Below are 18,740 nucleotides of genomic sequence, written 5' to 3'. Positions count from 1 at the left end.
ACGTACATAACCCATAGGGCAAACGTGTTGATCAGGCATGGAAAAGACAACGTCTTACTGTCTTTTCCATAGAGTTAGATGGGCAAGAAGCCCATCCAGTCCGGTGAAATCAGACGACTTCGAACAGGGCTTCCACTTCAACCGGTGCATTCACTGGCAGGCTTGGAACGCCGATTGTGGAGCGGGCGTGACGACCTGCATCTCCGAAGACTTCAACCGCGAGATCGGACGCACCGTTCATGACAACAGCATGTTCCGTGAATTCCGGTGTGCAGGCAATGAAACCACCGAGACGCACAACCCGCTTGATGCGGGACAGATCACCGCCCAGAGCGGCCTTGGCTTGGGAAATGACGTTGATGAGGCATGCGCGTGCACAGGCTACACCTGCATGATTGGAGACTTCGTCGCCCAGCTTGCCGGTAATGAGCAGCTTACCATCCACGAGAGGAAGCTGACCCGAAACGACCAGCAGATTGCCTGTCAGGACAGTCGTGACGTAATTGGCAACCGGTGCAGCAGCTTCCGGCAGTGTGATTTCAAGGGCGGCGAGACGATCTTCAGGGGTGTTGGACATGAGTGTTCTCCTGTGAATGGACTGTCATGTTGAAACGCATAGACGTCGATGCCAAGGGTGAACCGTCACACGGCTGATCCCTCTTCGCCGGCCAGTGTTCGGCGACTTCGCTCAAGCTCTTCGGCATAGCGACGCAGAGCGTGCTGTTCCGTCAGGATACCAACCACCTGACGGGACTGAAGATCTTCCACGACAACGAGGGCATCGGCTTCTGCACGTTCGAACAGTTCCACGGCTTCCCGAACTGTCAGCAGAGGCGTCAACATGGCGTTTTCGAAATGGGCGAGGCTCTGCACGGGCGTTAAGGCCGCAGGAACGGCCTGGAGCTCTGCCACATTAACCATTCCCACATAGCGGCTGTCCCGATCCAGCAGGACAATTCTCTGCGCGGAGCCCAAAGGAAAAAGAGCCTGTGCCCGGTTCAGGGGGGTGTCAGACGAGATGGTTCGCACCTGTCCGCGCATCATGCGCCGAACGTTCAGAGAGCGCATCCACCCGATATCCACGGCAGAGCGAATGGATTCACCACGCAGATGAAAACGCCATGTGGCGAAACTGTAGCCGAACAGACGTCTCACAGTGAGGAGCGACAAAACAGCGGCTACGAATGTTGCACCGCTCATGGAAATACTGCCTGTCAGTTCCAGAAGCAGGCACACCATGGTCATAGGGCTACCGATGATGGCCACGGCCATGGCGCTCATTCCAATCAGAGCACAAGCCGTCAAGGACACTGGCGCCAAGCCGATCCACTCAAGCAGTGCGCCATACACTGTCCCGGCAAGGCTACCGAGGTACAGAGATGCAAAGAACAGCCCCCCGCGAAATCCGGAGCCGATGGAAATGCAGGAGGCCAGCGCTTTCAATATCAGCAGGCCAAGGGCCAGACGGGGCGTAATCCATCCCGCAAAAACCACTCGCATGGCGTCATGTCCCGCCGACAGGACTGATGGGTGAATGACTGCTAACCCACCAACCATCAGTCCGCCGACAGCAGGCTTCAGCCACACGGGGCCAGGGAGCTTGCGAAACAGAACCTCGGTCTGGGTCACACAATACATGACGCCGATGGCGGTTAGAGCAGACAGAATGCTGATGACAACAACACCGACACTCCCATCCCACGTCAGAGTCCCCGGATCTGCAATCACAACCGCGGCAGGCATGTGACCAAACAGATGCGCCACCCCCACACCGGCAAGAGCGGCAACAGCGACGGGTGACAGACTGACGAGAGAGTAAGAGCCGATCACGAGTTCAAAGGCGTAAAAGGCTCCCGCCACGGGCGCGTTGAATGCCGCACCGATCGCCGCGCCAGCAGCCGCGCCCACCAGAACGCGTAAATCTTCACGACGGACCCGGAAAGACTGGCCAATGCGGGACCCAAGAGCAGAGGCAATCTGTGTAAAGCCTGCTTCGAGGCCGATGGAGCCCCCTATGCCATTGGACAGGATCGTTTGAAGCGCAACGATCGTGCTGTCTCGCACAGACATGCGACCACCATGCAGAGCATTGGCTTCAATGGGATCGACCGGACGGCGTGGCATAACTTTTGCAACCACCGCACCGAATATTCCAAGGACAAGGCCGCCCAGTGTCAGGACAAGGAGAAGACGCCATGGGGGGAGCCATGTCAGGCCGGAAAGGTGACCGTCCACAGTGTTCCCGCGACCGAATAGCGCGCTGTGAAGAAACAGGGTGACGGTTGTAACAATCACAACACACAGCCCGGACAGTCCCCCAACCACGGCAGCCAGAACAGTCAGCCAGATCTCGTCAGCGCGCACCATCGCACGCAGCGTCACGGGAGCCTGGGTGGGGTGACGAAGGAGCTCGCGCAGATGGCGACTCACGCGAAAACGCAATTCGTTACGGGTGGGACTGGTGGACAAGAGGTCTCCCCGGCGGCAGGTGTAGTTCTGTTTGGCTGGAACGCTGCTTGCGATCAACCGCTGTCATGGAAGGATCATGCATGAAACTCAACGCCATCGAACGCGGGGACGGACAGGAAACGGTCGTTTTCCTGCATGGACTGTTTGGACGCGCCCGGAATCTTGGTTTTCTTCAGCGTGAGGCAGCCCAGACATTTCGGACGATTGCCCTGGACCTTCGCAATCACGGAGACAGTCCGCATGGCCCCGTTAGCTACGTTGCGATGGCGCAGGATGTGCTGGAAACCCTTGATGATCTCAGGATCGATTCTTTTTCGGTCGTCGGACATTCCATGGGTGGAAAGGTTGCAATGATGCTCGCTCTGGCAGAGCCAGACCGTGTAGTCCGCCTGATGGTCGCTGATATGGCCCCCGCGCGGACCCAGCAGGGCCATGGTGACATGATTGCCCGGCTGGATGCCATCACGTTTCCGCCAGACCTGACCCGGAGTGGCGCGCTGGACTTGCTGGAACCCGTCACAGGCAGCAGAGCCGTCGCGGAACTGATGGCTCAGAATGTTCGCCTCGACGACACGCCGGGCTGGGCCATTGGATTTGATGACATTACGCACGGAATACGTCTGATCGAAGACTGGCCTGAAATTCAGGCTATTCCTTATGAAGGGCCTGCTCTGTTCCTTCGCGGTGGCAATTCCGATTATGTCAGGCCGGAGCACCATCCCCTGATCATGGCACTGTTTCCTCATGCCCGGATACAAACTCTGGATGGCGCAGGTCACTGGCTGCATGCGGAGCAGCCCCGCCCTTTCATTGCTGAAATGATGGCGTTCCTCAACGAACCGGCCAACTCCCCAGACTAACCCGTCAACACGTTGGGAGCAGTTTTTCGCCTTTCTTCCGCCACGCGCCAGCAATACCAGGCCAGCGCGGAGCGATATGGGGAAAAAGGAAGCGTTTCAATTGTCAGAGCTTTGGGCTTCGGCGCAATGTCCAGCCCTTTAATCCGGCGCCAACCTTCCCGGACACCAAAGTCATCCACCGGCATCACATCGGGCCGGTTCAACGTCAGCATCAGCAGCATCTCAACGGTCCATCGTCCGACACCACGAAGGGGTATGAGCCGCTGGATCAAGTCCTCGTCTTCCAGCGCCTCAGCGTCTTGTCGGCTGGGCACAAGCCCGTCCAACCGAGCCTGCGCAACGCCCCGCATGGCACTCTGCTTGCTGGCAGACAGGCCGCAGGCACGCAGAGCATCTTCGGACAAAGCAAGAAGGGCATCAGGTGCTGGAGGCGTGCCATCCTCGGACGCCTCAGGGCCAAGAAGGCATAGCCGCCCGAAGATACGGCGCGCAGCCACACCATGGAGCTGCTGTCCGGCGATGGCACGGAGGAGGGCGTCGTATGGCTCCTGATCGCCTCTTCCCTGAAGGCGACATGGACCAATCCTGTGGACTGCGGCTGCAACATCCGGATCAACGGAAAGACACGATATGAGACTGTCTGTCATGAAGCTGTCTTTCCTGCCAGGAACATGGCGCTTTGTCTCTTTCGTGAACTGCCCATTACTGCCATGATAGTGACAGACGCAATGCCCACCCCCAGACCGGATACCAGCCTGCCGGATGACGAACCCGCCCGCCCTGGTGCATAAAGCCTGGCGATGACTTGCCGCCACCTTTCCTCTTTTGAGCAGGCCCGCAACGTATGAGCGGGAAAATGCCGTCTGCCAATGGCAAGGTGGAGCGTCGCGAGCCAAAGCTGTTCGCTGCGTCCTTACGCCCTGTGAATGCACATCTTCAGTCACCGAAGGGATTCCGGTCCCGACTGAAGGATTATGTCCCACCTGCGAAAAGCCCGGTTCGTCCCGTCCTGACGCCCATGATGCGCCCACAGACCATTGTGGAACCGGGGCCTATTGTTCCGTTCTGCATTTCTGCTGGCCTTCATGCGGCAGTCCTCGCCCTGCTGCTTACGCAGCATCAGGGCGTGCATGGTTCACCTGCAGGAAGTGAGCAGCCGCAGGTTGAGATGGTCTTTGACCAGCCTCCCTCAAAAAGCAGCATGCAGGGACCGCGCGCCAATGATCAGGGGGGCGCTCCGCCACCACCGCCTGCCCAGAGCCAGGAAGAAACCCAGCAGGAACAGCAGCAGCCAGAGCAGCAGCAATCTGCACCTACACCTGCCGTGCCGACGCCTGAAACGCCATCGGCCCCACCCGTGCCCGAAGAATCGTCATCCGAGCTTCCCAAGACCACGCCGTCTCAGCAGGTTACGCCGGGCGCCGCCCCCAGCCAGAGAAGCACACAGACGACGTCGCACAGTCATCGTGCCCATCGCTCGAACCGGTCACAGAACAACAATCCGTTCGCCCATCCGATGGATCTGTCCTTTGGTGAACAGCCATCGCCCTATCGCCATCGCCGTGGACGCGCAGCGGGATCGGGCGGACCGATTGACATGTCGCTGGGGCCGCTCAGCATGAATGGCGCCATTAACGCGCCTTATCAGACACGCACCAGCGTGAAGGGCGTCAGTGAAGATTACGGCAGCGAGATTGATCGTTGGATCCGGTCTCACATGTATTATCCGGAAGATGCCGCCCGCGCCGGAGAGGATGGTCCGTCTTCTGTCCATGTTGTTCTGGACAGATTCGGGCACGTCAAAACAGTCCGGCTGACGGGCCAGTCCGGCTCCTACTCACTGGATGCTGCCACGACAGGTATGTTCCAGGGGGCCAAACTGCCGCCAGTGCCGCCGGACATGAAGGGCGATCACTTCGATATCGATGTGACGATCAATTACATTCTGATCCGCCGCTGATCCGCAGTTTCGACATCGGCGAAGTGATCCCTTACACTTCGCCGATCTCTTTATCACTGTTCCGGAGCCCTGATGCGCCGTTTCCTGCCTGTTCTGCTGCCCCTCTGTCTGGCTGGCTGCTTCAGCATGCCCCGCCCTTTCTCGGACCCAGGACAACAGGCCCGACAGCTCGCAACGGCAAACCTACCTCCTGCTCGACTGGCCGTTCCGACATCTTCTGAGTCCCTGTTGTCCGATGATGCTGCGAAGCTGTGGGCTCATGACGTTGCGGAAGCCATGGTGGCACAGTCGGTGCCGGCTATTGCCCAGCCGAAAAAGCCCGGGGACTGGTGGCTGAAACTGAGCGCCAGCACACGCAACGGAGCCGTTGTACCGCACTACGTCATCATGACGCCCGAGGGGAAAGCCCGCGCCGAAGGCGATGGCGCACCGGTTGATATGGCAGGCTGGAGTGCGGGAGATCCGTTGGCCATTAAGGGCGCCGCCATGCAGGAGGCTCCGGAACTGGCCAATCTCCTGACCGGTATCCAGGCAGATATGATGCAACAGGATCCTCACAGCCTCATGCGCCGTGCTGCTCATATCTATTTTGAAGGCGTTAAAGGAGCGCCCGGCGATGGAAATACCTCTCTAGCCCGGGCGTTCTATGCCTCGCTGCCTGACAAAACAAACTCTGTGCAGACCAACGCCAAGAACGCGGATTTTACGGTTCAGGGCATCGTGAAGGTCACAACTGCGGGGACAGTCGATAAAACTTTGATGCAGCACATCGAGATCGTCTGGCATGTCATCACGCCAGACGGCAAGGAAGCCGGGGCAGCAACACAGCTTCACGATGTTCCGGCTCATTCCCTGGATAATGCGTGGGGTGATACAGCGATCATGGCTGCTGAAGAAGCCGCAGGCGCTGTACGGACCATCATCACCAATTATTCTGGCCGGGAGCACAAGCCGCTGCCCGCGTCGACACAAACTGTGAAACCATCTGACGCAAAGCACGCTTAATTTCAGCTCACGCATTCTGTGAGCCCTGTTTTCGAGGTTTTCATCCTCTGCCCTTCATGCCCTCGGAAAGAGAGCCGAATGCTTGCCCGCGCGTCACAGACTAAAGAATCCCCTGTCATCGTCTGGTTCAGGGATGACCTTCGCCTAGCAGATCACCCCGCCCTACAGGCTGCTGTGGAAACCGGGCGACCGCTGATCTGCGTTTACGTTCTTGATGATGAGACACCTGCACTCCACCGTCTGGGAGCGGCATCCCGGTGGTGGCTACACGGCGCACTGGCTGAGCTGAGGAAATCTCTGGCTCAACACCATGGAGCGCTCCTGATGCTTCATGGCTCCGCAGAGACGCTGATTCCTGCGCTTGCGAAAGAAACTGGGTCTAACTGCGTTTTCTGGCATCACCGTTTCCATGCCAAAGAGCGGGAGCAGGACGACCGTATTGCTGATGCGCTCAGTAAAAACGGTGCCTCCGTGACGGCAGAATGGGGAACTGTCCTGCTGGATCCTGAGCGGGTTCGCACCAAAGAAGAAAAATTCTACCGTGTTTTCACAGCTTTCTGGAAAGCGTTTCAGCTTCAGGATGTTCCCGATCCTGTAGATGCGCCGTCCCACCTGTCGTTCTACCCTGTTGAGAGCGAATTGCTTTCCGATCATCGTCTTGATGAGCAGGCTCTCCTTCCCACCCAGCCTGACTGGGCCGCCGGGCTACGGTCTCACTGGGAGCCGGGAGAAACGGAAGGACAGGAGCATCTGGAGGACTTCCTGAAGCATGACTGTACCCGTTATGGAACCGGCCGGGACGAGTTAGGGCGCGAAGGAACCTCGCGCCTGTCCCCTTATCTGGCGTCAGGAGCAGTCTCTCCGCGGCAGGTTTGGGACGCGATTCAGCGTAAAGGGGCTTCCGAAGAAGGCGCGAGGATTTTTCTCTCCGAAATCGGGTGGCGAGAGTTCGCGAAATACACCCTTTTCCATCAACCTCTTCTGCCTGAGACCAGCCTGAATCAGAAATTTTCATCCATGTCTTGGCGCACGAGTCAGACAGATTTGGAAGCGTGGCAACAGGGACGTACCGGCATTCCTGTTGTGGATGCTGGCATGCGGCAGCTCTGGGTGACAGGATGGATGCACAATCGGGCGAGAATGATCGTCGGATCATTTTTGACGAAGCATCTGCTGATTGACTGGCGTGAAGGGGAAGCCTGGTTCCGTGACACTTTGGTGGACGCAGATTGGGCAAGCAATGCCATGAACTGGCAGTGGGTTGCGGGAACGGGCATTGATGCCGCGCCGTTCTTCCGGATTTTTAATCCGACCAGACAGGGTGTGAAATTTGATCCTGACGGCGATTATATCCGTCAATGGGTGCCGGAGCTGAAGAAGCTCTCAGGAAAGGCACTGCTCGAGCCCTGGAGCGCGCGGGAAGATGAACTGCGCCACGCCGGCGTCGTTCTGGGAAAGACGTACCCACGTCCGATCGTCGAGCTTCAGGACGGTCGGGACCGCGCTATGAAAGCGTTTCGCTCTCTGTAACCCAACAAGATACCAGCCGGATTACTCCGGCTGGCAAGGCTGTCTCAGAGACCGCCATTCAGGAAGTTCGTCGCATCGCTACGGCTCTTCTTGCCCAGCGCATTCAGACGGTTCTTCTGCTCCTGCGGCGCATTACGCAGCTTCTGAACCTTTTCCGTCTGGGCGGTACGAGCCGTGTTCAGCTTGTCACGCTCGTTGTTGATCTTGTTCTGAATGTTGGCTTTTTCGTTAGCCGGAGCATTCGTGTACTGGCTCTTGAGAGCCTGAATCTTCTGTGTGCGCTCAGCCTGGGAAGCAGCCGACTGCGTCTGGTAATTCTTTACGCGGTTGTTAAGATTGTCTTCTTTCTGGGAAAGGTTACCGAGAAAATCGTTCTGTGTGCTTTGCGTGGCAGCAGCCGGGTCAGCAGCATACGCGCTGGAAGCCACTGAAACAGAACCGGTCAGCAGGCTGACAGCGAGAAGCGAACGAAAGAAAATACGGTTTGTCATGAAATCTCCTGTAGTCGTCTTGCGGGAAGACATCAGCATTTCATGGCGGGAATGTGGCTTCCCGACAAATCAGTCTTTATTCGAGGCCTTCCGCAATTGCTGCAATGCGGTCAGGTTGCATGATTGTAATGTGAGTGATGCCACGAATGCTTATGAGACCTTCCCGTTTAAAGGCACTCAGAACACGGCTGACTGTTTCAATAGTCAATCCGAGATAATCAGCGATATCGGTTCGCGGCATGGGCAGATCAAGCTCAATCGGCGCATGAGGCTCCGGCACTGGCGCGGAGAGCAGGCGCGCACGTTCCATCAGGAATGTGGCAAGACGCTCGCGTGCCGTCTTTCGGCCCAGCAATGTCATGCGTGCCTGCATCAAAGTCAGTTCACGCGACGCTTCCTGACGCAATCGATGCTCCAGATTGGGAAAGCGACTTGTGAGTCGCTGCATGGACGCATGGGGAAAACGACACAGAACCGCAGTGCCGAGCGCCTCTGCACCAAATGCATAGCTCGTGGACGCCGCAAGCCCCAGGAAATCTCCACCTTCAGCAAAACCGGTAATCTGACGACGCCCGTCTGGAAGAAGTGTGAACAGTTTGACGCGGCCACCAGTCACAACGAAAAAATCGTGGGCTGGCTCACCCTCCTCTATAAATGACCTTCCATCCGGAACAGTCATTTTTGAAGACTCACTGGCAAGTATCGCAAGATCACAATCGTCAATCGCATTACAGATACTGTGTTCGCGACCAATGCAATGAGCACAGCGATCGTGGATTTCGTCCGGGATACGCGTTGATGTCATGATGATTGGAACTCTCCCGGCCTGTAACATTTGCTGTGCCGCCACACCCATAGCACATAATTCCCCAGACTTGATCCAGGTCAAGGTGAGGCATGGGGAGGAGTGCTTTGTGAGGTCAACTATTGTTGATGGAAACCCTTTAATATGAAGACTTCAGCTCTTGCGCTGGTCGCTGCCCTAGGCCTGGTGGCATCTCCTGCCTTCGCTCAGACGACAGCTCCTGTCGTTGCTCCTCAGGCCACTGTTTCCGCTCCCATGACGGCAGCTCCTGTGCCCCAGGTCAACATTGCACCGCCGTCATCCGGGCACTGCGGCCTGTTCGAGACCTGTGCGAACACAAAGATCGGCCTGGGCAAAGGCGATTTCCTGATCCGTCTGTCTGCTCTTGGTGTTCTTCCGCAGGATACATCGTCCCGCGTGAAGGTGATCGGTGGTCGCGTCAAGGCAACCAACCAGGTCGCTCCTGAATTCACGTTCGAATATTTCTTTACGGATCATATCTCTCTGGATCTGATCGCAGCCAGCACACGTCATGAGCTTGCCGCTGAAGACACGGCTCTCGGCAAGGTTGATCTGGGTAGCACGTGGGTCCTGCCGCCGACGCTTACGCTGGCCTGGCACTTCCGCCCACACAAGCGCTTCAACCCTTATGCAGGTGTGGGTCTGACACTGGCATTCTTCCACAACATCAGCCCGGCAGGCGGAGCAGTTCAGAAGCTTGATCTGCGCACCACGGTTGGTCCGGCAGCCAACGTTGGTTTCGATTACCAGCTCGTAGGCAACTGGTTCTTTAACTTTGACGCCAAGCAGATGTGGCTGTCCGTTCCGGCATTCGTCAACGAACGTGGTGGCGCTTCTGGCCCATACATTCACGCGCGTGACAGCCTGAACCCGACCACGGTTGCAGCTGGTATCGAATACCGCTTCTGATCCGTTCCTGCGGTTCAAGATCAAAAAAGCAGTTCATCCTTCACGGGGTGAGCTGCTTTTTTTATGTAATTTTTGGGTCAAAACGATAAAATTTTTGCAATATGTTGCGGGAAGCCTTTAGAAAATCCGAGTTTTCAGCTTCTAGTGATGCTGACCGATGATTATGTCACGTAGCGATTGCCATGAAATCGTCGGGGTTCAGGAATAGCAGGGCGGTTTATGCTTCTGCCGCATTTGCGGCATTGGTCGTCTGGCAGATACGGGGTTTTCAAAAAGTATGCGTGTTGCGCGCGCCAGCGCTCTGGCTCTCGGCCTGCTGGGTCTGGTTTTCCTTGTTCTTTTCTTGAGAACCTATTTCTTCGCTCCGCCTCACGCGGCTACCCCCGAGCAACCGATGTTTGCACGGCAGAATGGTAGTCTCGTCTTGCGGGATGGCAGCCCTTTGCAGAAACGCCTTGTGGTCGCTCCGGTTTCCCTGTCGCATGATACGGCTGGAGTGGCCCTGCCGGCGCAGGTCGTTGCTCTGCCTGATCATCAGGTCAACGTGCTGGCGCCAGCAACTGGCCGGATCATGAGTGTCGCCGTTCAGCTCGGCCAGCATGTTTCACGTGGGCAGGTGCTGGCGACAATTGCAGCCAGCGATCTGGATCAGGCCTGGGCTGACGATCGTCGTGCGCGTGCTGCACTGGATTTCTCCAAGCGTGCCTATGACCGTGCACGCGGCGTTCTGGCTGCGGGCGGAAATGCCGTTAAAGATCTTGAATCTGCACGCAATGATCTGGCTCAGGCAGAAGCGGAAGCTCTGAGAACACATCAGCGCCTGCAGGTTCTGGGTGCACGCTCTGATTACGCTGCGCAGGGGCAGGTACCGCTGGTTTCGCCCGTGGATGGTGTCGTCTCCACAACCAACATGGCTGTGGGACAAAACATCACGGACTCAACGGCCATTCAGATGACGCTGCTGGATCTCTCTTCCGTGTGGGTCGCTGCTGCAGTTCCGGAAAGCCGCATGTCTGACATCATGGGTGGCGCAACGCTGGATGTCACGTTCCCTGCCCTTCCCGGCCAGACATGTTCCGGTCCAGTTGCAACACGAGACCCTGCATTGAAGCCTGATACACGGCGGCTCAACGTTTATGTTGTCTGCCCGAATACAGAAGGCTTACTGCGTCCCGGCATGTTCGCTTCGGCAAATCTGGGGGTTTCGGAAAACGATGTTGTTCGGGTGCCGAAATCCGCGCTGCTGATGAACAACGATCAGGTTTCAGTTTTCGTTGAGGTTGCCCCGGGCACTTTTCGTAGGCGTGAAGTCACCATCAATTATGATGAAGGTGACGATGTGCTTGTTCTCTCCGGCTTGTCAGCGGGTGAGCGTGTTGTGACCAGCGGCGCCATCCTGCTGAACGACGACTGACCGGACGGGCCAGCCATCATGATCGAACGTTTTATCTCCTGGTGCTTCGTGCGCCGGAACATCGTCTTCTTTGCTGCCGTTCTGCTTGCCGTCATGGGAAGCATTGCGTGGCGTATCCTGCCTGTTGAAGCCTATCCGGACCTTGGGTCTGTCAGCGTTCTTGTGACGACCCAGCAGTCCGGTCTGGCTGCGGAGGAAATGGAGCAGCAGGTCACGATTCCACTGGAGCGCATGCTTGCCAGCGTTCCCGGTGTTTCGGACAGCCGCTCCACCAGCACATTTGGGCTCTCCCTCATCACGCTGATTTTCCGGGATGGGACGGATGTGTTCTGGGCCCGGCAGCAGGTTGAAACCATTCTTGCCAGCAACCCGCTTTCCAATGGTGCGCAGCCCTCTCTCGGGCCGATCTCCGGCCCGACAGGCGAGATCTATCGCTATACGCTGGAATCAGACGACAAGAACCTGATGCAACTGTCGGACGTCCAGAAATGGACGGTTATCCCGGCAATTTTGCACGTTCCTGGTGTTGTGAGCGTCAATAATTTTGGCGGCTTTACGCGAGAATATCAGCTCGTTCTCAAGCCTTCCTCCCTGTTCCGCTATCACATCGGCCTGGAAGATATTCTGTCCGCGATCCGGAACAACAATATCAACGCAGGTGGTGGTCGGGTCACGCGAGGCGAGCAGTCCTATATCGTCCGCGGTGTAGGCATGATTCACTCCCTTGAGGACATGGGGAATATTGTGGTTGCCCAGCGTGATGGCGTGCCTGTTCTGGTGCGTGATCTGGGGACCATCCAGTTCGGGCATCAGGTGCGCGAAGGCATTCTGGGCAAGGACCATAACCCCGATACCATCGAGGGCGTGGTCACCATGCTCAGTGGTGAGAATCCGTCTGTAGTGCTGGAAAACCTGCACCAGACGGTTGCGAAGCTTCAGACACAGCTCGCTCCTCAGCACATCCGCGTCGTTCCCTATATCGATCGCGACAATCTGGTTCTCTCCACGACCCACAAGGTCACGGAGACCATGATTGAGGGTATTCTCCTTGTAGGCGTAATCCTGACACTATTTCTGGGAAGCCCCCGCAGTGCCATTGTCACGGCCATTACCATTCCGCTGGCACTCTCAGTTGTCTTCACCCTGATGCATTTCCTCGGCATGTCGGCGAATTTATTCTCGCTGGGTGCTGTCGATTTCGGTGTGATTGTCGATGGTGCCATCGTCATTACCGAGACGATCCTGCGTGTTAGAGAAGAACGACCGACCGAAGCTCTGAATGCCCAGGAAGTACTGACCGTCGCGAAACGGGCAGGTCATGCCATCTTCTCCTCAACACTCGTCATTATTCTCGCTTACAGCCCGCTCTTTGCTTTTGAAGGAAGTGAAGGGAAGCTGTTTCGGCCGATGGCTTATACTGTCAGTTTCGCTCTGCTGGGCGCGCTGCTGTGTGCTCTGGCGCTGATTCCGTCTCTCAGCTTTCTGGCGCTGCGCAAGCCACGGCATATCTGGCATAATCGCCCGCTGGAGTGGCTGCATGGGCGCTACATCCACTGGCTTGGCCATTTCATCGATCGCCCGCTGATTGCTTATGGCGCTGGCCTTGGTGCCCTCGTGGCCGTCGTGTTTCTGGGAATCAGCATTGGCAGAGAGTTCCTTCCCGATCTCGATGAAGGCGCCCTGTGGTTGCAGGTGCAGATGCCGACCGGAATTTCGATGGAAAAAGGCGAGCAGATCGCCAACGAACTTCGAAGCGCCGTTAGGGAATTTCCGGAAACCTCCTACGCCATCACACAGCTTGGTCGATCCGACGATGGGACTGATCCTTGGACGCCGTCTCATATCGAGATGCCGGTTGGCCTGAAATCCTATGATCAGTGGCCATCGGGTGAGACAAAAGCCCAGTTCGTTCAGCGTCTGCATGCACGGTTGTTGAAAATTCCGGGCATCGAATTTGGCATCAGCCAGCCGATCGAAGACAACATGAGCGATCTGGTGGGTGGTGCACATAGCCCGCTCGTGCTTCGCGTTTATGGAAATGACTTCGAAGAGCTGCGCCGTGTTGGCCAGCAGATTGTCGATGTGCTGCATCAGGTTCCAGGAACGACGGAAGCTTCCATTTTCCAGGAACCGCGCATCCCGCAGATTGATGTCACGGCTGACCGTCTGGCGGCAGCGCGCTATGGCATCAACATTTCTGACATTTCAGATGCTGTGTCCTATGCGATCGGTGATGCACCAATTTCCACGGTGTATGAGGATGACCGCTTCTACAATGCTACACTGCGTATCCCTCGCAAGGATGCACAGGACCTGCAAAGCCTGTCGCAGTTTCCTCTCCTGACGGCGCAGGGGGCTTACGTTCCACTGTCTCAGGTGGCCCGAGTGAACCTGCGCATGGGTGAAAGCAATATTGCCCATGAGCTGAGCCATCGTCAGATCACTATCCGTGTCGATAATGGCGAACGCCCGCTGTCACAGTACCTTGCCGATGCGCAGGCCCGCATTGAACAGTCCGTCCATTATGACAAGCAGAAGTACACTTTGGAGTGGGCAGGCACATTCCAGCAGCAGGAACGCGCACAGAAGCGTCTTGCCGTTGCTCTGGCCGTCATGTTTGCCATGATGCTGGTGCTGCTGTTCATCGAGTTCGGTAAAATTCGCCAGGCACTGCTCATTCTAAGCGTTGTTCCGCTCGCGACGCTGGGTGGCCTGATTGCGCTGCATGTGCGTGGAGAGACCCTGAATATCGCTACAGCTGTGGGCTTTATCGCCCTTTTCGGTGTGGCGGTGCAGAACGGCATCATCATGATCTCAAGCATCAACCGACATCGCTCCGAAGGCCGTTCTGTACGGGATGCCACAATCATTGGTGCAGGTGAGCGTTTCCGTCCGGTTCTGATGACGGCAACCGTTGCAAGCGCCGGGATGCTTCCGGCGGCACTGGCAACCGGCGTTGGCACGGACGTGCAGCGTGGGCTTGCAACAGTCGTCGTAGGTGGGCTTGGGATTGCTACACTGCTGACCCTCTTTGCATTGCCCGTCTATTTCAGCGAGCTTGAAATGTGGGTGGAGCGTCGGGATGCCCGTCGTCCGCGCCCGTCTGAAGAGAATGGAGCCCCGACATGAAGCGGGTTCTTAAAAATACGACCGCCCTTCTAGGGTCGGTTCTGATATCAGCCTGCGCCGTCGGTCCGGACTTTCACCGTCCGGACCTTCCAAAGGATGTGAACTATCAAGCTACGCCGCTCGCCGGGACGGCTGGTAATGCCCAAAGCGGGACAGGAGTGGCTCAACACTTCCAGAGTGGCGTGGACATTCCTGGAAAGTGGTGGGAAGTCTTCCGCAACCCGCAGCTCAATGCGCTTGTTGAGCAGGCGCTGGCCAACAACCAGTCCATGAAAGCCATGCAGACAGGGTTGAAGTCTGCATGGGAGCAACGGCGGATTGAAGGGGCGGGTCTGTATCCGACGATCTCGGCCTCTTTCAACCCAACACGCAATAAGACCTCACGCGTCTACTCTCCGGTTCCGAACAACAACACCTGGCTGTATAATGTTCATACCGCTCAGTTGACGATCGGATATGTTCCGGATCTCTGGGGCGGAACGCGGCGCGCAATTGAGGCGGCGGGCGCGCAGGCCGAAATTCAGAAATTTCAGCTTGAAGCTACCGCTCTTACTCTGATCTCCGATCTGGTGAGCGCTACAATTGACGAGGCCACGCTTCGTGCGCAGATCGAAGCGACACACGATCTGATTGCCAGCCAGACATCGGCTCTCAAGCTGATTACGGCCCGGCAAAAATTCGGAGACGCGTCCGAGCAGGACATGGTGGCGCAGCTTGCTTCGGTGGCGCAGCTTGAAGCTACCCTTCCCTCTCTGAATCTTCAGTTGGCTCAAACCCGGGATCAGTTAGCTGTTCTGGTTGGGGTGGCACCCAATACTCCGCTGCCAACCTTCACGCTGGAACAGTTTACACTTCCGCAGACATTGCCGGTCTCCCTGCCCTCAGATCTTTTGAACCAACGTCCGGATATTCGGGCGGCACAGGCACAGATTCAATCTGCAAGCGCGCAGATTGGTGTGGCGATCGCCAACCGTCTGCCCAACGTGCAGCTTAGTGCCCTCCCAGGGCAGGCCGTCGGAACCATGAGCGACTTCTTCAAGCCGGGATATGGAAACTGGACGATCGCTGCAACTGTCATGCAGCCAATTTTCCAGGGCGGCTCCCTCCTGCATGCCGAGCGGCAGGCACGCGACAACCTGCTACAGGCCAACGAGACCTATAAGGCCACAGTCCTCAGTGCCATTCAGGACGTCGCGGACAGCCTTCATGCACTGGACTTTGATGCTGATGCGCTGATGGCGAATGAGAGTGCCTATACTGCTACGGGGAAGAGTCTGAAGATTGCTCAGGCTCAGCTTCGCTTGGGAGATGTCAGTGAGCTGATGGTGCTCCAAGCCCAGCAGTCTCATGCTCAGGCGCGATTGGCCTATGTTCAGGCACAGGGCGCAAGGTTCTCTGATAGTGTGGGTCTGTTCCAGTCCCTTGGCGGCGGCTGGTGGAACCGTAATGACCTGGGGATGACTCCTCAAGCACAGAAAGCTCTCGGAAAGTCTCTGCTTCCCTGGTAATTTTTGCACCAAAAATCATCTTTTACCATGAGAGCGTTTTTGACTTTTGAGTCTGAGACGCTCTCATATTGTATTGACGAAACTCAGAGCTAGTACGGCATTGTTTCGCCAACATATTTTTCTTGGCCTCTCTCGTCCTGCCGTCATAAATTTCAGAAGAGATGCCGGGTCACGCAGCATGACGTCTTACTGCATCTCCACAACCTTTGTTTCAGGAATGCCCCCGTTTTCCGATCAGGAAAAAGTTTGACGCGCGAGAGGCACAGGAACCTCTAATGTGCTGACATCAGCTTCTAATTGACTTTTTGAATAAAAAATGCATTAATTACGGCATTATAGGAATAGTGTATTCCTGTATAATATTTCCCTTAAAATAAATGGTTTCAATATGGATTTAAATTTTCCAAGGAAACCGGGTTTCCTTATTGCTGTTTTGTCACTTCTTTCTGGAGTGATCGGATATTCCCCTTCTTTTGCCGGGGATATTCCACTTTATTACAAGACACCTACAGGCTCTATTGCCCCTGTTACCGTGGGGACAGGTATAAATTCGCAGGGCTATCCCGTTGTTCCCACTTATAAAGGCAAAGACGGGGCGTGGCATTCCACAACTGTTATTGCCCAAGTCTGCGGAACAAATGCCGATGGCACTCCTGTTGCATGCAATATAGCAGACCAACTCCCCTCCAGTGTCCTGACTACAGCAAAAATCAACGTACAGTCAGGCATTGCTGGCCTGAATGATCAGGCTCAGGTTACGGCTGGGGTCAACACAGCTTCACAAATTTTGACACAAACAGGTTTATCTGAAGGGAATCAGGGGAGTATTCCCCTAAATCTGACGAGTAATGGCTGGCAGGGCGATGCTCCATCCCATCTCGCAGGGCCACGAATTACTGTTGGTGTTTCCATGAACAATATGGCCGATCAAATGGCCATGTTTGGTGGACATCGCCTGTACGATAGCGTTTTCAGCAAGTTCTATGCCCTTCCATATGGTGTTGGAGATAATGGAGGATGTGTCCATTCTTCAGTCATGACCTATGCCCCGGGAACAGGCGCTAACTGTGGTGCAGGGGGTTGGGACGCCGTCACGGAATACGAACTCGCAACCAACAATCCGCCTTGGTATATTGCTGGTGCAGATTTTCCAGATGAAAATGGGACGTCCCATAGTGTGACGTTTACAACGTCTGGCGCAATTATTCGACCAGCTCTGCCCGCAAGCTACACTGACTACATGCACTACCACATGAATGTCATGACCAATATTGTAGCCGGACCAACGCTTTATTCAGGTCTGTCGCTGGATGGTGTGCAGGGACATCGCAATCAGGACCAACAGTTCTACGGAGGCATGCTGGAATCATGGAAAAATGATTCTGACAGTACTGGAACATTCACGCAGTTTACGATGACCGGACAATGGCAGCCTATCAGTGGCTCTGCCGTTGATAGTGGACACGTGCCACAGGTTGGCACTCAAAACACAGCGTCAGCCGCCGATCGAGTAGATGCGCTGGATCAAACCCAGTATGCCGAATTCACGCATCCTTTCATTGAGTTTGGGACGTACATCAAACACTTCACACGTAACACCAGCTGTGAAGTCATCATCAAATCCGGAACAGATGGCGAAGCCATGAAACGGTTGGGTCTTTCTCGCAAATGCGATGAAGAACTCGACAACTGGTATCATGGCCCAGACTACGGCGCGACCATGCATGGTTTGACCATCGGGGCAGGGTTCGACAATAAGGTCAGCCAGGATAGCTATGGTCTTTCAGTCGCGGGCCTCTGGCCGGAAGGCATTCGGGCGTGGCTGGGCTCCGACGGAATAGATTTTGATGGAGACGCTTATAAAGTTGGCTCCCGGATCGGTTCAGCCGCTGTTGTAGGCACGAAAAAAATGATTGCTGAGTACTGGCAGGAGCCAACAGCAAACATTGGGTACCTGGAGAGCGTCAAACTTTGGTCTCAAACTGATACTCTCTCAGAGACCAATAATGCTAATACGGGGGGAGCAGCCGCGAATGGTATGGATGTTTCCTATTGGTTTGGTCCACGCCAGTCATCTTCATCATTTAACGTAGACGGTACATTTGAAGCAGCGATTGCCTTCAATCCTGGCTGGGCCAAAAATGGTTTGGCTTTGTGCGGGTCTAATGCAGCATCGTTTGATATGACGTCTTCAGGGGCGGCGTGCCTCACAGTCGATAGCTGGGGTAATACGTCGACGACAGGTTCCTTGGCAGCAGGGAATGGTTTGACTGTGAGCAGTGGCACGACAACACTCAAAGACGTAGTAGCTACGTCTTACAAGGAAGCGTTGAAAACACCTGCTTCCAGCTCTGCGCCCTGTCAGGCCGGAGAATTTACTGATGATGAAAACTACCATTATGTCTGTGTTGCAGACAATTCCTGGAAACGAGTTGCTTTAAGTTCATTTTAATTTTTTAATATTTATGTTTTGTGCGGGTTTAATTTACTTTTTTATTCGCACACACAAAAAATCTCTTAATTTTCTTGGGTCATGTGTCTTTATCCTCCTGTTTTCTACTGGATAAAGACATCCCAACAGGGCTTCCCCTACGAGGAGAGTCTCGGGTATGCAGGCAGACAGCATCTGGTTGCCTTGT

The 18,740-nt window shown here is 55.7% G+C and carries 14 protein-coding genes; 9 read left to right on the top strand and 5 right to left on the bottom strand.

The window, feature by feature from the left end; translation table 11 throughout:
* Nucleotides 1-109 precede the first annotated feature (109 nt).
* Complete coding sequence (locus tag GCE01_RS04855) at nucleotides 110-577, bottom strand: RidA family protein (protein WP_010503058.1); 468 nt, start codon at nucleotides 575-577, stop codon at nucleotides 110-112.
* A gap of 65 nt (nucleotides 578-642) precedes the next feature.
* On the bottom strand, nucleotides 643-2,418 hold the full coding sequence (locus GCE01_RS04850) for a chloride channel protein (protein WP_099211954.1): 1,776 nt from the start codon (nucleotides 2,416-2,418) through the stop codon (nucleotides 643-645).
* Between the two features lie 131 nt (nucleotides 2,419-2,549).
* Here GCE01_RS04850 and GCE01_RS04845 point away from each other — a divergent pair, with 131 nt between their 5' ends.
* Nucleotides 2,550-3,329, top strand: a complete 780-nt coding sequence (locus GCE01_RS04845; protein WP_099211382.1) for an alpha/beta fold hydrolase — start codon at nucleotides 2,550-2,552, stop codon at nucleotides 3,327-3,329.
* Here GCE01_RS04845 and GCE01_RS04840 read toward each other — a convergent pair.
* A complete protein-coding gene (locus tag GCE01_RS04840; protein ID WP_099211380.1) occupies nucleotides 3,326-3,976 on the bottom strand; it encodes a DNA-3-methyladenine glycosylase family protein in 651 nt (216 codons plus the stop codon). The two genes, GCE01_RS04845 and GCE01_RS04840, sit on opposite strands and share 4 nt — an antisense overlap.
* Nucleotides 3,977-4,173: 197 nt before the next feature.
* Here GCE01_RS04840 and GCE01_RS04835 point away from each other — a divergent pair, with 197 nt between their 5' ends.
* From GCE01_RS04835 to GCE01_RS04825, 3 genes are all read left to right on the top strand, one after another.
* Entirely contained in the window at nucleotides 4,174-5,289 is a 1,116-nt protein-coding gene (locus GCE01_RS04835) for an energy transducer TonB (protein WP_064275226.1), read from the top strand.
* Between the two features lie 72 nt (nucleotides 5,290-5,361).
* The gene (locus tag GCE01_RS04830) at nucleotides 5,362-6,294 is read left to right on the top strand and encodes a hypothetical protein (RefSeq protein WP_099211378.1); all 933 of its coding nucleotides are present in this window, start codon (nucleotides 5,362-5,364) and stop codon (nucleotides 6,292-6,294) included.
* A 78-nt stretch (nucleotides 6,295-6,372) separates the two neighbouring features.
* Nucleotides 6,373-7,824, top strand: coding sequence for a cryptochrome/photolyase family protein (locus GCE01_RS04825; protein ID WP_099211376.1), 1,452 nt, complete (start codon nucleotides 6,373-6,375; stop codon nucleotides 7,822-7,824).
* Between the two features lie 44 nt (nucleotides 7,825-7,868).
* On the opposite strand, the gene GCE01_RS04820 is transcribed toward GCE01_RS04825, so the two are convergent.
* Both GCE01_RS04820 and GCE01_RS04815 read right to left on the bottom strand, forming a co-directional pair.
* On the bottom strand, nucleotides 7,869-8,315 hold the full coding sequence (locus GCE01_RS04820; protein WP_099211952.1) for a hypothetical protein: 447 nt from the start codon (nucleotides 8,313-8,315) through the stop codon (nucleotides 7,869-7,871).
* Nucleotides 8,316-8,391: 76 nt separating this feature from the next.
* Nucleotides 8,392-8,994: a Crp/Fnr family transcriptional regulator gene (locus GCE01_RS04815; RefSeq protein ID WP_235271778.1), complete on the bottom strand. Its 603-nt coding sequence runs from the start codon at nucleotides 8,992-8,994 to the stop codon at nucleotides 8,392-8,394.
* A gap of 270 nt (nucleotides 8,995-9,264) precedes the next feature.
* Between GCE01_RS04815 and GCE01_RS04810 the strand changes: the two genes are divergently transcribed.
* From GCE01_RS04810 to GCE01_RS04790, 5 genes are all read left to right on the top strand, one after another.
* Nucleotides 9,265-10,050, top strand: coding sequence for an OmpW/AlkL family protein (locus GCE01_RS04810; RefSeq protein WP_086633264.1), 786 nt, complete (start codon nucleotides 9,265-9,267; stop codon nucleotides 10,048-10,050).
* Nucleotides 10,051-10,327: 277 nt separating this feature from the next.
* Nucleotides 10,328-11,464 carry an efflux RND transporter periplasmic adaptor subunit gene (locus GCE01_RS04805; RefSeq protein ID WP_099211374.1) on the top strand — a complete coding sequence of 379 codons (1,137 nt, stop codon included), beginning with the start codon at nucleotides 10,328-10,330 and terminating at the stop codon, nucleotides 11,462-11,464.
* 18 nt (nucleotides 11,465-11,482) lie between these two features.
* Nucleotides 11,483-14,593, top strand: coding sequence for an efflux RND transporter permease subunit (locus tag GCE01_RS04800; RefSeq protein ID WP_099211372.1), 3,111 nt, complete (start codon nucleotides 11,483-11,485; stop codon nucleotides 14,591-14,593).
* Nucleotides 14,590-16,101, top strand: coding sequence for an efflux transporter outer membrane subunit (locus tag GCE01_RS04795; RefSeq protein WP_099211370.1), 1,512 nt, complete (start codon nucleotides 14,590-14,592; stop codon nucleotides 16,099-16,101). The genes GCE01_RS04800 and GCE01_RS04795 overlap by 4 nt, the downstream gene beginning before the upstream one ends.
* Before the next feature lie 433 nt (nucleotides 16,102-16,534).
* Nucleotides 16,535-18,553, top strand: a complete 2,019-nt coding sequence (locus GCE01_RS04790) for a hypothetical protein (RefSeq protein ID WP_099211368.1) — start codon at nucleotides 16,535-16,537, stop codon at nucleotides 18,551-18,553.
* Nucleotides 18,554-18,740: the final 187 nt, after the last annotated feature.

The sequence above is a fragment of the Gluconobacter cerinus genome (genome assembly GCF_002723935.1).
GTDB classification, from domain to species: domain Bacteria; phylum Pseudomonadota; class Alphaproteobacteria; order Acetobacterales; family Acetobacteraceae; genus Gluconobacter; species Gluconobacter cerinus.
The sequence above is the reverse complement of the archived record's forward strand: the minus strand, read 5'-3'. Positions and strand labels throughout refer to the sequence as shown.